Origin of the sequence: Paenarthrobacter ureafaciens, from assembly GCF_004028095.1 — a bacterium.
GTDB lineage: Bacteria > Actinomycetota > Actinomycetes > Actinomycetales > Micrococcaceae > Arthrobacter > Arthrobacter ureafaciens.
Genome location: NZ_SBHM01000007.1, coordinates 2,228,569 through 2,242,526, shown reverse-complemented (window position 1 = coordinate 2,242,526; position 13,958 = coordinate 2,228,569). Strand labels below are relative to the sequence as shown.

Sequence of the window (13,958 nt, the reverse complement as noted above, 5' to 3'; positions counted from 1 at the left end):
CTCACGCGCCACCGATCAATCCGGGGATGCGCAGGAAGAGTTCATTGGTGAACGTGACCATTTCCGAGATCATCCAGTGCCCGCACACCGCCAGCGCTATGGCTACGGCAACGGCCTTGGGGACGAAGCTCAGTGTGGGCTCCTGAAGCTGCGTGATGGACTGCAACAGGGAAATGCCCAGGCCAACCACCAAGGCAGTGAGAAGGGTGGGAGCTGCCAGTTTGGCCGCGACCATCATGGCCTGCAGGCAAATGTCCAGGACTGCGTTGGTATCCATCAGCCGCCCGAATAACTCTGGATCAGGGACGTGATCACCAGGCCCCAACCATCAACCAGGACAAACAGCAGGATCTTGAACGGCAAGGAAATCATCACCGGCGGGAGCATCATCATGCCCATGGACATCAGTGCGGCGGACACCACGAGGTCGATGACCAGGAACGGTATGAAGATCACGAAGCCAATGATGAACGCCGCCCGGAGTTCGGAAACCATGAAGGCCGGCACCAAAGTCTGCAGAGGGACGGATTCCGGGTTCTCCGGGTTATCCATTCCGGCCGCGCGCGTCATGAGCGCGATATCTTCCTCACGGGTATGGGCGAGCATGAAGTGCTGCAACGGAGTCCAGCCGGCGGACATTGCGCCGTTGAAGTCGAGCCCGCCGTTCAAGTAGGGCTGCACCGCCACGGTGTTGATGTCCGACACCACAGGCCACATCACGAACAACGACAGGAAGAGTGCCAGGCCGGCGAGGACTTGGTTGGGCGGGATGGCCGGAAGGGACAGGGCGTTGCGGGTCATCGCCAGCACAACGAAGATCTTTGTGAACGAGGTCATCATGAGCAGCAAGGCAGGCGCCACGGACAGCAACGTGATCCCGATCAAGGTCACTACAGCCGTGGACGGGGTCCCGTCCAAACCATTGATGTCGATGCTCACATTGCCTCCGGACCCCGGGGCTGCCGGAGGCGTCGGTGGTGTGGGCGGCGTGGGATCGATCGGCGAGGCATGGCCAACAGCGGTTCCAGCCCACATCAAGACCGCCGTGAGCAGAAGGGCCCACAGCGCTACGAACCACACCCGGTACAGCCGGGAGGAGGGCAGTCCCGGCAAGCCGGAACCAGCGGAACGAATCAATTGCGGCGTCCCCTGAAGGCATCGGAGGCCTGGCGCCACGTGGAAGCGGAAAGGATGGAGCCGTGCAGGGGGTGCGCCGGGGTGGCCGCCCGCCGGTGCAGGTCCGCCCGACGCCGGACCACGGGAACCTGCCCGGTGACCAGTTCAGTGCGGGGCACCTGTTCCCCGGATGCCTGCCGGAACAACTGAGCGAAACTCTGTTCCTCAACCATCGGCCGGGGCACCGAATCCATCACCTCAGCTGCAAGCACCGGTGCGTCACTGCTGTGCAGGACCGTGACATTGTGCTCCGTGACACCCAGCAGAAAGCGCTTGTCACCGGCATCGACCACCACCACGGAGGCCTTCTGCCCCACGGCCTGGCGACTCACCACGCTCAGCGTGGAATCGGCACGACGACGTCCCTTGCCTTTGCCGAGTCGGCGCTGGAGTAGCCAGATTGCGGCCAGCACGGCGCCGAGGGCAACGACGACGCGCAGCCCGAGGAGGAAGGAATCCATTTACAACGTTCCCTCTACCCCGTCCAGGACACGGGTGATGCGCACGGCGTAGTCCTGGTCCACCACCACAACTTCGCCGTGGGCTATCAGGCGTCCGTTCAGCAGCACGTCAGCGGGGGCACCGGCCGAACGGTCGAGTTCAATGACTTTCCCCGGTTCAAGTGCCAAGGCGTCGCGGACGGACATTCGAGTACGGCCAATCTCCACCGTCAACGCCATCTCCACGCTGCTGATGAGGCCAAGCCGGGCCGTGAGATCGGAATCGCGGCCGTTGCGGGAAGGCCCGGAGTCATTGTTCCGCACCCGGACAGCGAACCATCCGAAAGGCACTGTGCCGTCGTGAAGTTCAAAAACAACCGTCGCAGGGTCCTGCAGCAGTCCTGTTGCATCTTCCTCGCGCAACTCCCCCAACACCCCGGCGTCGAACGCTGATGCAGCCTGCTCCAAGGCGGGACGAAGGACGTCACTTGCGGAGAAGGGCGCCCCGGTGGAGGCACCGCCGGCAGCGGCGAGAAACGAGGTGTCCACCAGCAGCAGGGCGAAGTCAGTCGTCGACGCACCTACAAATGTGGCAGTGACAGCCGGAGAGGCATAAGCTGCCGCGGACTCCGCGGGGACGATCCCGGCAACCGTCAGCAGTGAGGACGCTGGAAGGTGCTGTGCCAGGCGTTCGGCTGCCGCTTCCTGCACGGTAAGGGTGATGCTCATCGCTGGTGCTCCTCGGTAGTGACAATGACGGCGGCGGCCCTCGAACCGTTCCGTGCGGCGGCGGCTGTGGCCAGCCGGGTGCCGTTGATGGTGACGTCAAACGGCCGGTTCTCCAGGTGGGGCAACGGAAGGACGTCCCCGACGCCGAGTGCCAGGATCTGCGCCGGCGTCACCTGGGCGGGGGTTAGTTGGACAGCCACCTCAACGGGTACTTGGGCCAACTGTGTCCTGACAAGGGCTTCGTTGTCCACGCTATGGACTGTTGGGTTCACCTCTCCCAATCCGCTGAGCAGGACATCGGCCGGAATGGCCAGAGTTGCAGCACACTGGGTCTCACCCACGTTCACACTGAAGGCGGCCACCACCATCAGCTCAGAGGGCGCAGCGGCCTGGGCGAACTGGGAGTTGTATTGGATCCCGTCCATGGTGACGGACTGTGTCAACAGGTTGCCCAGGGAGTACTTCAGGTCCTCAAGGACTTCCTCCACCATGCGGCTGATCAACGAGTGCTCAATCTGCGTGAACTTGCGTTCCGGCACGGCGGTATCTGCTGATCCCCCCAGCATCCGGCTGAGCCAGGACAGCGCCGCCGTGGCGGGGAACTGGACCACCAGCCTGGACTCGCAGTCCTCGATCCGGCACAGGATCATCGACGTCACCGAAGGCAAGGAAGCAGAGTATTCGTCGTAGCTCTGCATGCTCAACTGTTCAAGTGTCGCCGTGGACTTCAGCCGGACTTTCGCGGTGAGCTGCGTGCCCCATTGCCGGGCGAAGGTTTCGAAGGCAACTTCCAGGACACGGCTGTGCTGGCGCGGCAAGGTGGTAGGCCGGCGGAAGTCATAGACGTCCACTATGCGCCGGCGGCCTTCCTGTTCTCCCACGGACGGGACTATCGACCAAGATGAAGCGGGCGTAAGGCTGTTTTACTCTCCGTTATCCGGCGTTGGCTACTTCGCCTTGGCCGCAGCAGCGGTGTCCTGGGTTTGGGCTTCGATTGCCTGCGGAATGAGGGAACGGATGTCTTCCGGCCGGTCGGAAACCAGCACTACGTCCACCCGCCGGTTGAGTTCCATCAGTTCCTCCGTGGAATCATCCGTGACCTGCCGGGCGGCGCCAAAGGCCACGGCACCTATCCGGCCGGGCGGCATACCGGATTGGTCCACGAAGTACCTCAAGACGTTGACCGACCTTGCTGCGGACAGTTCCCACGTCGAAGCGTAAGCGGTATAGCCCTTGGCTGCGTGGCCCTCAACCATCACCTCAAGGCCTGAGCCAACCACGGTGGGAGCGATGGCGTTGAGGATCTTCAGCGCTTTGGGGGTGAGGTCCGGCATGTCAGGTTGGAAGAAGGTCTGGGAACCAACCAGCTTCACGGTCAGGCCCCGCTCCCCCACCACGAACTCCACATTCTGGTCCAGGCCTTGCGCTTGCAGCTGGTTCTGCATGGCGCCCTGCAGGGCAGTGAGCTTATTGACTTCCTCCGTGGCCAGGTCAAGGGGTGAGAAACCTTCACCGTTGGCCGTGGCCAATTCGCCCGGCACCACCACTCCACTGGCGGTATCCACCTTCTGGCTGATCTCGGTTCCGAAACCCGTGGCCAGCGAATTGCGAAGCTTCTCGAATTTGATCTGGTCTACCGATGACATGGCGAAGAGCACGATGAACATGCACATGAGTACTGTGACCATGTCCATGTAGGAGGCCATCCAGCGTTCGTCCACATGATGCTCTTCAGGCTGAGCACCGCGTTTCCTGCGGGACCTCATGCGGCCCTGGACGTCGTCAGCTTGCCGGCCCTGCCGCCGTCGTCCGCCTTGTTCCTGGCGTTCTTGGCCTTGGGATCGGCCGGGACCATGGCCCGCAGCCGCTCCGCCAGGAGCAACGGCTGGGTCCCGCTTTGTACTGCGAGCAAGCCCTCCATCACGAGGTTCATCCGTTCCACTTCCAGCTCAGAAAGACGCTTGAGCTTGGCGCTGATCGGGAGCCAGATGAAGTTCGCCGACAGCAGGCCCCAGAGGGTGGCAACGAAGGCCGCGGCGATCATTGGACCCAGATGGTCCGGGGAGGACAGGTTCTCCAGCACGTGGGTCAGCGAGACCACAGTGCCGATGATGCCGATCGTAGGTGCGTATCCGCCCAAGGCAGCGAAGAACTTGGAGGCCACATGGTCCGCGCGCATCCGGGTATCGATTTCGTCCTCCATGAGGAACCGAAGCTCATCGGCGTCCGTTCCGTCGGCGATGTTCTGGAGGGAACGGGCCAGGAACGGATCCTTGGCGTTGTTGGCTTCTTCCTCCAAGGACAACAAGCCGTCGCTCCGGGCTTTCTCCGCCAACCGGACCAACTCGTCGATGCTCGCACTGGCCTTGGCCGGCTTGCCCATGAAGACTTTGGGCACCTGCTTGAACGAGCTGATGACATCCGGGAGCGTATTGCCGGCCAGGCCCACGGCGATGGTCGCACCAAAGACCAAAACCATGGGTGCGGGAAGGAGCAATGACGTCAGGTTTGCGTGCTCCAAGGTGACCATGACCACCACTGAGGCAAAGGCGAGCAGCAGGCCGATGATAGTCACGGGGCTACCTTCCGTTTCGGGGGTGGTTGGGGTGTTCCGGTTCTTCTGCTTCGTCCGACTCGTCCGCGTCGTCCGCTTTGGGCGGCGGCACCAGGCTCAACGGGTAGCCTGTCACCCGCGGAAGGTCCTGCGCCCGGCGCAGCACGGTCGCCCGGTATTCCGCGATCAGCTCCACCACTTCGACCAGCGATTCCCGCACAACGTAGGCGGCGCCGTCGAGAGTCACCAAATGAGTGTCCGGACTCTCGTGGATCCGTTCAAGAATGTCCGGATTCACGGCGAAGCGGGTGCCGTTGAGGCGGGTCACGACGATCATGTGCTGTTCTGCTTTGGCTTGGGGTGGTTGTACCTCCTACTGTCGGCCGGGACCGGCGTGGCGTTAGGGGTCCCAGCTAAACCTGCCCTGTCTGTTGGATGAAGGACGGACGCGGGCCGACGTGTGCCATATTTGGCACAATCGTGCCTCTTTGAGAAATGTGCCATATCTGGCGCAAATTAGGGACTTGGTGCGTATGATCAATATATGTCGCAAACTCCGTTTTACCGGGCCGTTGATGCCGCCTCGCTGGGGCGGGCTATCAGCGGTGCCCGAAGGGAGGCGGGCATTACCCAGCAGGAGCTTGCGGATCGTCTGGGAACTGCGCGGCGCACCATTGTGAGGCTTGAGCACGGCGAAGCAGTCTCGGTCGTCCTCGCTATGGAAGCCATCCGCGTACTGGGCCGCGATGTCGCTTTGGTCCCCCGGTTCTCGAAGCTGCAGGTTAAGCCGTGAGCCCGCGGAACACGAGCCTGGAAGTACTCCTGCACGGAAGGCACATCGGCGTCCTCACCGGGTCTGGCCTGAGGATGTCATTCCGCTACGATCCGGACGTCATTGCCGAGTACGGCGCCGCCTCTATTCTGCTTTCATTGTCGCTGCCGATAGACCGCAAGAAGATCGACGGGCCCGCGGTATACAACTACTTTGACGGGCTCTTGCCGGAGGGGCAGGTCCGTTCGCATATCGCTGCGCAGAACGGATTGTCGACCCCGGACGTCCTGGGGCTGCTCGCCATTCTGGGTGCCGATTGCGCCGGTGCAGTCCAAGCACTCCCATCGGGTATGACCCCGGACGCCCCCGTTGACTCCCAACTGATGTCCGCCGATGAGGTCGTCCGCGTCGTTGAGGCACTGCCTACTTGGGACCTGCCCGAAGACTTCGCGATCACCGCTTCGCTGGGAGGTATTCAGTCCAAGGTGCTGCTGAGCCGGCGCGGGAACGGCTGGGCATGGCCGGCCCGCGGGACCGTATCCACCCACATCATCAAGCCGGAACCGCTGGATTCCCCTGTTCCGCATCTGATAGCCGCCGAGGACTGGGCTTTGAAGGTTGCGGCTGCGGCGGGCTTGCCGGCCGCAAAGGCTCATGTGGAGACGTTCGGATCCCGCGAGGCAATCGTCGTAACCCGGTACGACCGCACTCCGGACGGCGATCGGCTGCACCAGGAAGATTTCACCCAGGCGTTGGCCCTGGCCAGCACCTCCAAGTACGAAACCTCCACCGCACCGCCGTCCCGACTGACCCAGCTCGCGAAGGCTGCGGGACCGCACACCCGCGACGACCGGGAATTCCGGCGCACGCTGCTGCGGTCCGTTACTTTCAATCTCGTAATCGGCAATGGGGACGCGCACTCCAAGAACTATTCGATGCTCATCAGGGATGGAGGCGAACTGGAGCTGGCCCCGCTGTACGACCTTGCCCCCACTTTGCTCCTCTATGCCCCGAGCAATAACGCGGGCCACGTTGTGGGTGGTCAGTCCAGGCTCAACCACCTCACGTTGGAGCATGTGGTACGCGAAGGTGTGGCGTGGGGCATGGAGGCGGGAGATGCGCAGGCGACGGCGATCGCCGTGCTGGAGTCGGTCGAAAGAGCTGCTGCCACGGTGCCCGCCCGGGAAGAGATCGGGTTCCTGGGAGAACTCGTTACAGCACGAGCCGGTGACTTGCTAAACGGCGGAACGGCCCGCCGCGCCATTGCCGGCCAAGCGCCGGTCACCCCCTGACGTATGCCGGCGAAGCAGCCGATGCTAAAGGGACGGCCCGGGCTCCGATGGTCTTTGCAGCCCGGGCGGCCTCTCTCTTCTTCAGGAGACGTCTCCGGGCAATCAGCGCTTGAGGTTGCCCAGTTCCTGCAGGACCTCATCCGAGGTGGTGATGATGCGGGCATTCGCTTGGAAGCCGCGCTGGGCCACGATCAGGTTGGTGAATTCCTGGGACAGATCCACGTTGGACATCTCGAGGGAACCGGAGCTCAGCGAACCCAGTCCCGCATCACCCGGGACGCCGAGCTGTGCAGCCCCCGAGTTGGCCGTTGCGACGTACGTTGAGCCGCCGGCCTTCTCCAGGCCCTCGGCATTGGTGAACTTGGCAAGGGCCACCTGGGCGAGGACCTGGGTGCTGCCGTTGCTGAACGCGCCCACCACAGAGCCGTCAGCGGCCAGGGTGAAGGACTCCAGCTTTCCCGCTTCGGCACCGTTCTGGCCGGTGACGGTGACCGTGTCCATCTGAGCGAAGCCGGTGACGGCGCCAAGGTCCACGGTAATCCCGCCAACGTTGAGTGTTCCGCCCGAGGTCAGTGTTCCATTCGCGAACGTGAGCGCGCCCGAGCCGTTGGCTCCGTTGGCGTCCGCTCCGGCTACGCTCCACCCGGTGTTCGTGCGGCTGAAGGTGATGTTGAGCGCCCGTTCTGCCCCGTTGCCGTCGAACACCCTGATCTGGCGCTCCACAGCGGTACCCACGGCTGCATCAGATGGCAGGTTTCCAGCAAGCGCTGCGCGGGTTGTTGCCACAGCCGCAGCGGTAGCGTTCGGAGCCAGGGTAATGGGCCCCGTGGCAGCGCCCAGGTTCACCGCTCCGTTGGTGGCGGACCAGCCTTGGAGGATGCCGCCGTCGGGACTCACCAAGCGGCCCCCGGCGTCGAGCTGGAAGTTGCCCGCACGCGTGTAGAACTGCCGGGTCCCTTTCTCCGTGACGAAGAAACCCTCGCCCGAAATCATCAGGTCGGTGCCGCGGCCGGTGCTCTGCGATGAACCCTGGCCGAAGTTGGTGCTTACGCCGGCAACCCTGACGCCGAGCCCCACCTGGGCAGGATTGGAGCCACCGCTGTCCCCCTGTGGAGCAGCCGCGCCCTGGGCCATCTGTGAAAGGGTGTCCTGGAACTGGGCCGAGGAAGACTTGAACCCCGTGGTGTTGACGTTGGCGATGTTGTTGCCGGTGACGTCGAGCATGGTCTGGTGGGCACGGAGGCCGGAAATTCCGGAGTACAGCGAACGGAGCATGGTGTTGCCTTTCTTCGGTGGTCTGTTTGTTGTGTGCGCTTACGCGGCTGATGGTCCGGTGGTAATGCCTGTGATGCTGTCCAGCGGGACTTTCCTGTCGCCGATGCTGACCAGTGGGATGCCCTCGGCAAAGGACACGGACGTGGCCGTGCCGGAGCCCTTGGTTCCGTCGGCGAGCGCGTAATCCACGGTGGTTCCGATGATCTGGGCAGCAGCCGTGCGCATCTGCAACGAGAAGCTCTCCTTGGAACCGGCAGTAAGTTCCGTCATCTTCTCCATCATGGACAGCTGCACCGACTGGCTCATCATCTGGTTGGTGTCCATGGGCGCGCTGGGATCCTGATACCTCAACTGCGTCACGAGCAGTTGCATGAAGACCTCGGAATCCATGGTCTGGACGGGCTTGCGTACGGTTTGGCCTGGGCTGGCTTGGGCCGCGCCGGGTATGGCTTGGATGGTCACGCTGTTCTCTCCTTCACGTCAGACGAGGACGTCGAGGCGGGTTTGTTGTGGTCCACGATTGCGGGAAGCATCCAGGGCCGGCTCTCGTGGGCCCTGCGGGACCGGAGCCCGGAGTTCTGTATTTCCACTGGCTGGCCCTTCACCGGTCGGGACATGGCGGGGGTTGTCATGGGGATGATGTTGCCCCTGGGAGTTGTCGTGGGGACGGCGGTCCGTCTGGGGGCTGTCATCCGACGACAGGCTCAGGCTCGCTCCCATCTCCTCCAGCCCCCGCCTCAGCTCAGGGAGCACGTGGCGCACAGCTTCACGTCCCGCATCACCCGCGGCGAACAGTTCGATCCTCACACCCCCGCCGTCGATGTGCGCCCGCACAGTCAGCGGGCCCAGGTCCTCCGGCGACACCCTCAGCGTCATGACGTGCTCGCCTGGCTTGGCCGTGGCCAGCGTGAACAGGGGTTGGGTGAGCTGGTGCGCAAGGGGCTGGTTCGTTGCTTGGTGCTGGGTTGCGGATTGGGTCGGCGCCGGTTGGAGCTGGGCGGGTTGCGCCTGCGGCTGCACCTGCGCGTGATGAACGACGGCGGCGGGCGTCGCGGTCGCTGCCTGCCCTGGAACTCCCTCCGATTCGATGCCTCGCTGCGGGTCATGCCGTGCGCTCGGCACACTGCGCAGCGAACCCACGAATCGGGCCATGTCCCGCATCTCGCCGTGACTCCCCGCCGGCCTACCCTCCACCGAAGCAACGGGTACCCCACCGCCCACTCCCAGCCCTGACGACGAAGCGGCATGCGGCACAGGAATCACCGCAGAACTCCCTGCTTCGACGGATCGCTGCCCACTGGACGGCAGGAACCGTCTAACAGGCAGGGAGTCGTCCAAAGGAGGCTGGCTTGAGACGTCAGCTACTCCGGACAAGGGGGTCCCGGGCACAGGAGTCCCCTCCACTTCGATGCCTCGCTGCGGGGTGTGCCGTGCGCCCGGCACACTACGCAGCGAACCCACGAATCGGGCTTGCAGGTCCTGAGCCGAAGCCACGGATCCGTCGTCGGACAACTCCGTACCGTCCGCATCGGCGGGGCCGAGCAACCGCTCGAGGATGTCGCCAAAAGCCCCCGGACCTCCCGCTCCTTCGGCAGCGGGGAGGCTCATTGCCACCGACGAACCCCCTGCAACAACGGAACCAAGGGCCAACGGCGGCCCCTCCTGCACGGAAACCGACGACCCCTCCTGCGCAGAACCGGAAGCACCACCCGGCCTAACAACTCCGGACGGGCTGCCCGAAAAAAGGAACCCCACCTGCATCAGTCACCCCCGGACGGAACAATCCGGCGGATGGAGGTCAGGTTGGAATACTTCTCCCACGCATCCCGGATCTGGATAGTCTGGCCCGGCACAGGAGCATCAATGGCCTTGCCATTGCCCAGATAGATGGAAATGTGCTCGCCGCCATAGCTCACCAGGAGATCCCCGGCCCTGGCTTCAGCGAGCGAGGGTACGGGACTGCCTTTGTGCATTTGGTCGCTCACCACGCGGGGCAAGTCAACACCCAGGTCCTTAAACACGCGCTGCACGAATCCTGAGCAGTCCATGCCGACGGCCGGGTTGGTCCCTCCCCACACGTACGGCACTCCGATGTACTTCTTGGCTGCAGCAACCACGGCGTCCCCTGTGGCTCCCCCGCCCGTGGCAACGGGTGCGGCGGGGGCCGTTGCCGACGTCGTACTACCTACGGCGGCGAGCATCCGGGACATATCCGCAGGGGCGGAAGCGTCGGCAGTTCCCAGGGCCGAATTCAATGCCGAGGCGAAGGAGGAAGAAGAAACGGGCGTGACCGGACCAGAGGAGGCAGGAACAGGCCGCTCAGCCAACTGCTGCAGCGATGCTTCGATGCTCTGGATCCTGCCCAGCGCCTCAACCATGCTCATGAGCCGGCCTTCCTGTGCCATGCCGCTGAGGCAATCTCATCCAGGGCGCCCTGTTCGGCGAGGAGTTCGGAAGCAGCGAAAGCTGCATCGTGCCGGTTCTCCAGTTTCTCGAGGCCGACCGCGCGGCGCCGCGCCTCTGTGTACTCAGCCTGCGCGGCGGCAGCCTCCTCAGCGGCAACGGCTGCCAACGCATCAAGCTCTGCGAGCATGCTCTGCGAGGATGCCCGGGCAGCCGCGATGGCCAGCAAGGTAGCGGAATCTCCGGCGGTTCCGGCCGACTCCGCGAGGGCGGCGCGGGCCTCGGCGCGTCGGGCACGGACGGAGGAGGAACGGGCATTGGCTGAAGCCAGCCCCGTTTCGGCGGTTTTTTGCTCGGCCTGTCGCAGCCTCAGCAATCCTGCGAGGGAGAACTGTCGGTTCACGCGGCTCCTTCCACGTCAAAGCGGGTGGACAGTCTGGAAAGCCAGGCCCACGATTCGGCCATAGCGGAGGGCTCGCCCATGCCCTGGCGCAGGAACTGGTTGATGGCAGCCTCGTTGTCCAAGGCGGCGTCCACCAACGGGTTGCTCCCCCGGCGGTATGCGCCGACGTCGATCAGGTCCTGGGCTGCACGGCGGGCAGCCAGTACCCTCCGCAACTGCACGGCGCACGCGGTATGGACGGGGTCTGTTACTTTCGAGGCCACCCGGGACACGGATCCGAGAACATCGACGGACGGAAAGTGGCCTGTCACGGCGAGCTTCCGGTCCAGGACCACGTGCCCGTCCAGGATGGAGCGTGCGGCATCGGCAATGGGTTCGTTGTGGTCATCGCCGTCCACCAGGACTGTGTAGATACCCGTGATGGAGCCGGTTTCGGCGGTTCCGGCCCGTTCCAGGAGCCTGGCTAAAACAGAAAAGGTCGACGGCGGGTAGCCCCGTGTTGCGGGCGGTTCACCTGCGGAGAGGCCGATTTCGCGTTGAGCCATGGCTACACGGGTCAGGGAGTCCATCATGAGGACTACGTCCTGTCCGGATTCACGGAATGACTCCGCGATCCGTGTTGCGGTGACGGCTGCGCGGAGGCGCATCAGGGCCGGTTCGTCCGAGGTGGCAACCACCACCACGGATCTGGCCAAGCCTTCGGGACCAAGATCGTCCTCAAGGAACTCGCGTACTTCGCGGCCACGTTCGCCCACCAGCGCGATCACGGAAACTTGGGCGTCGGTGCCGCGGGCCACCATGGACAGCAGCGAGGACTTGCCCACCCCGGAGCCGGCAAAAAGGCCGATTCGCTGGCCCCGGCCGAGGGTGGTCAGGGTGTCCAGCAACCGGACCCCTGTCTGAAGGGGTGTGTCGATGCGCGCACGGAGCATGGGGTTCGGCGCTTCCTGGTCCAGCGGCACAAAGTGTGAACAGTCCAGCGGCCCCTTGCCATCAAGGGGCCGCCCCATCCCGTCCAGCACACGTCCGAACAGACCGGCCCCGGTGGGTACCATCACGGGACGTCCGGATGCGCGTGCCGGCGCCCCCGCGGCAATACCCGTGAGCCGGCCCAGGGGCATGCACCGCACTCCCCCGAGTACCGACGCCACCACCTCGGCGTCGAGCGCTTCCGCGCCGGATCCCACGGTCAGCAACTCGCCCACCGCGCAATCCAGCCCCGCTACCTCGAGTCCCAGCCCGAGGACGGAGGTCACGGTGCCCACCCGTTGCGGAGCGGCGGCGGCCACGGCGGCTGCGAGGCCCTTCATGCGTGGCTTCCAAGCAACGCCTGCCGGGCACGCTCCAATGCTGAGCCCAACCGCGCGTCAATCCACCCTTGAGGGTGTTCGGCGACGGCGTCGCCCGGGTTGAGCGCGGCGTCGGCCTTGAGCTCAACACCGGCGGGGAGCACGACGCCGGAAGCCTCCAAGGCGGCCAGGTCTCCCGGGTGCAGGCGAACCGTGGTGAGGGTTCCGTCGGAGTCCTTGAGCGCCCGGTCCACTGCAGCCCGGGCCGTCCGTTCACCGTGCGCCAGTTCGTAGCCAAGAATGGCCTCGGCGAGCTCCAGGGCAGTGGCGGCGAGCACGTCCTCGATCTCGGCAACCGTTGCCTCCCTGCGGCGCTGCGCGGCCGAAGCTGCTGCCTCCAGCACGGTGACGGCACGCGCAACAGCCAAGCGGCCGGCGTCGAGCCCTTCCGCCTGCTCAGCCAGCTGCTTTTCCCGCAAGCGGCGTAGCTCTTCTGCCGCTGCGCGCATGCCCGCTGCGTATCCGGCCGCGTGGCCCTGGGTGAACCCGCGGTCAGTGGCGGGAGCCTCGGAGCTGAGGACGGGGAACGTAACGCGGGTGTAGGGCTCAGTAGACAAAGTCGTCCTCGTCCCCGCGCCGGACAACAATAGCGCCCGCCGCTTCGAGCTCACGGATGGACCTGACGATGTCCGCGCGGGCTTCCTCTACCTGCGAGGCACGGACAGGACCTGATGCGGCCGTTTCCGATTCGAGAATTTCCAGGTTCCTGCCGGACATGTTGGCCCTGATGGTTTCCAGGACAACTTGCGGGGCGCCCTTCATGGCGATGGCCAAAACGCTGGCGCTGACACCGCGAAGAATTTGCTGGATATCGCGCGGTTCCAGTTTGACGATGTCCACAAACGTGAGCATTCGCGCCCGAACCTCGGTGGCGAGGTCCGGGTCCACACTGCCGAGTCCGTCCAACACCGAGCGCTCCGTGCTGACGTCGGAACGGTTGATGATATCCACCAGCGGCTGGATGCCGCCAACGACCTCGTTGGATTTGCGTTGGGACATCACCGCCCCGGCTCGGACCTTGAGTGTTTCGGCAACGATGCTGACGGCTTCGGGAGACGCCGAGCCCATGGTCGCGATGCACCGGGCCACATCGATGCGTTGGGCATCTTCCAAACCGGACATGACAGCGGAGGCTTTGCCGGGCCGGAGATGGGCCAGGATCAGCGCGATGGTTTGCGGCAATTCCCCGTCGATCAGGGCAAGGATCTGCCCGGGGTCCATCATTTCCAGGAATTCGAAGGACTTTCCGGCCATGGTTGAGGCGAGGCGGTCCATGAAGCCGGCGGCTTTGTCGGCACCGAAGGATGCTTCAAGAAGTCCGACGGCGAATTCCTGGCCCCCGCGGGCGGAACGGCGGCCGCTGACGGCCAGTCCATGGAACTCGTTGATGACGTGATCTGCGACGGTGGACGGAACGCGGCGGAGACGAACAATTTCCGCGGCGATGTCCTCTGCCTCGGATTCGGAAAACTGGGCCATGACTGCAGCGGCACTGGCAGGGGTCATCTGCATGAGGACCACAGCCACCTTCTGGACCCCGCTCAGGGCCGGTGCTTCGGGCAGGC

The 13,958-nt window shown here is 64.4% G+C and carries 18 protein-coding genes; 2 read left to right on the top strand and 16 right to left on the bottom strand.

Annotation, left to right across the window (positions count from 1 at the left end):
- Position 1 precedes the first annotated feature (1 nt).
- From fliQ to AUR_RS14755, 8 genes are all read right to left on the bottom strand, one after another.
- Entirely contained in the window at positions 2-277 is a 276-nt protein-coding gene (gene fliQ / locus AUR_RS14790; protein ID WP_021473698.1) for a flagellar biosynthesis protein FliQ, read from the bottom strand.
- Positions 277-1,035 carry a flagellar type III secretion system pore protein FliP gene (gene fliP, locus AUR_RS14785; protein WP_079941265.1) on the bottom strand — a complete coding sequence of 253 codons (759 nt, stop codon included), beginning with the start codon at positions 1,033-1,035 and terminating at the stop codon, positions 277-279. The genes fliQ and fliP overlap by 1 nt, the downstream gene beginning before the upstream one ends.
- Positions 1,036-1,133: 98 nt before the next feature.
- Positions 1,134-1,637, bottom strand: coding sequence for a flagellar biosynthetic protein FliO (gene fliO, locus AUR_RS14780; protein WP_062095369.1), 504 nt, complete (start codon positions 1,635-1,637; stop codon positions 1,134-1,136).
- On the bottom strand, positions 1,638-2,345 hold the full coding sequence (gene fliN, locus AUR_RS14775) for a flagellar motor switch protein FliN (protein ID WP_062095368.1): 708 nt from the start codon (positions 2,343-2,345) through the stop codon (positions 1,638-1,640). It abuts the gene before it with no gap.
- Positions 2,342-3,226: a flagellar motor switch protein FliM gene (locus AUR_RS14770; protein ID WP_062095366.1), complete on the bottom strand. Its 885-nt coding sequence runs from the start codon at positions 3,224-3,226 to the stop codon at positions 2,342-2,344. Before AUR_RS14770 ends, fliN begins: the two co-directional genes overlap by 4 nt.
- Positions 3,227-3,292: 66 nt before the next feature.
- Positions 3,293-4,111 (bottom strand): OmpA/MotB family protein, encoded by an 819-nt coding sequence (locus tag AUR_RS14765; RefSeq protein WP_031216916.1) that lies wholly within the window; start codon positions 4,109-4,111, stop codon positions 3,293-3,295.
- Complete coding sequence (locus tag AUR_RS14760) at positions 4,108-4,875, bottom strand: motility protein A (protein ID WP_062099038.1); 768 nt, start codon at positions 4,873-4,875, stop codon at positions 4,108-4,110. The genes AUR_RS14765 and AUR_RS14760 overlap by 4 nt, the downstream gene beginning before the upstream one ends.
- Before the next feature lie 49 nt (positions 4,876-4,924).
- Entirely contained in the window at positions 4,925-5,236 is a 312-nt protein-coding gene (locus tag AUR_RS14755; RefSeq protein ID WP_082694511.1) for a flagellar FlbD family protein, read from the bottom strand.
- 207 nt (positions 5,237-5,443) lie between these two features.
- Here AUR_RS14755 and AUR_RS14750 point away from each other — a divergent pair, with 207 nt between their 5' ends.
- Together AUR_RS14750 and AUR_RS14745 are read left to right on the top strand one after the other, a co-directional pair.
- Complete coding sequence (locus AUR_RS14750; protein ID WP_021473706.1) at positions 5,444-5,692, top strand: helix-turn-helix transcriptional regulator; 249 nt, start codon at positions 5,444-5,446, stop codon at positions 5,690-5,692.
- Complete coding sequence (locus tag AUR_RS14745; protein WP_062095364.1) at positions 5,689-6,963, top strand: type II toxin-antitoxin system HipA family toxin; 1,275 nt, start codon at positions 5,689-5,691, stop codon at positions 6,961-6,963. The genes AUR_RS14750 and AUR_RS14745 overlap by 4 nt, the downstream gene beginning before the upstream one ends.
- A 102-nt stretch (positions 6,964-7,065) precedes the next feature.
- Here the strand turns inward: AUR_RS14745 and AUR_RS14740 are convergent, their stop codons facing one another.
- From AUR_RS14740 to fliG, 8 genes are all read right to left on the bottom strand, one after another.
- The gene (locus AUR_RS14740) at positions 7,066-8,238 is read right to left on the bottom strand and encodes a flagellar hook protein FlgE (RefSeq protein ID WP_062095363.1); all 1,173 of its coding nucleotides are present in this window, start codon (positions 8,236-8,238) and stop codon (positions 7,066-7,068) included.
- Positions 8,239-8,277: 39 nt separating this feature from the next.
- Entirely contained in the window at positions 8,278-8,700 is a 423-nt protein-coding gene (locus AUR_RS14735; protein WP_021473709.1) for a flagellar hook assembly protein FlgD, read from the bottom strand.
- Between the two features lie 18 nt (positions 8,701-8,718).
- Entirely contained in the window at positions 8,719-9,888 is a 1,170-nt protein-coding gene (locus tag AUR_RS14730; protein ID WP_164888687.1) for a flagellar hook-length control protein FliK, read from the bottom strand.
- A 110-nt stretch (positions 9,889-9,998) separates the two neighbouring features.
- Positions 9,999-10,622 carry a C40 family peptidase gene (locus AUR_RS20745; RefSeq protein WP_062095361.1) on the bottom strand — a complete coding sequence of 208 codons (624 nt, stop codon included), beginning with the start codon at positions 10,620-10,622 and terminating at the stop codon, positions 9,999-10,001.
- Positions 10,619-11,044, bottom strand: coding sequence for a flagellar FliJ family protein (locus AUR_RS14720; RefSeq protein ID WP_062095360.1), 426 nt, complete (start codon positions 11,042-11,044; stop codon positions 10,619-10,621). Before AUR_RS14720 ends, AUR_RS20745 begins: the two co-directional genes overlap by 4 nt.
- The gene (locus AUR_RS14715) at positions 11,041-12,354 is read right to left on the bottom strand and encodes a FliI/YscN family ATPase (protein WP_062095359.1); all 1,314 of its coding nucleotides are present in this window, start codon (positions 12,352-12,354) and stop codon (positions 11,041-11,043) included. Before AUR_RS14715 ends, AUR_RS14720 begins: the two co-directional genes overlap by 4 nt.
- Positions 12,351-12,950, bottom strand: coding sequence for a FliH/SctL family protein (locus AUR_RS14710; protein ID WP_062095358.1), 600 nt, complete (start codon positions 12,948-12,950; stop codon positions 12,351-12,353). Before AUR_RS14710 ends, AUR_RS14715 begins: the two co-directional genes overlap by 4 nt.
- On the bottom strand, positions 12,940-13,956 hold the full coding sequence (gene fliG / locus AUR_RS14705; RefSeq protein WP_276562218.1) for a flagellar motor switch protein FliG: 1,017 nt from the start codon (positions 13,954-13,956) through the stop codon (positions 12,940-12,942). Before fliG ends, AUR_RS14710 begins: the two co-directional genes overlap by 11 nt.
- Between the last annotated feature and the right edge of the window lie 2 nt (positions 13,957-13,958).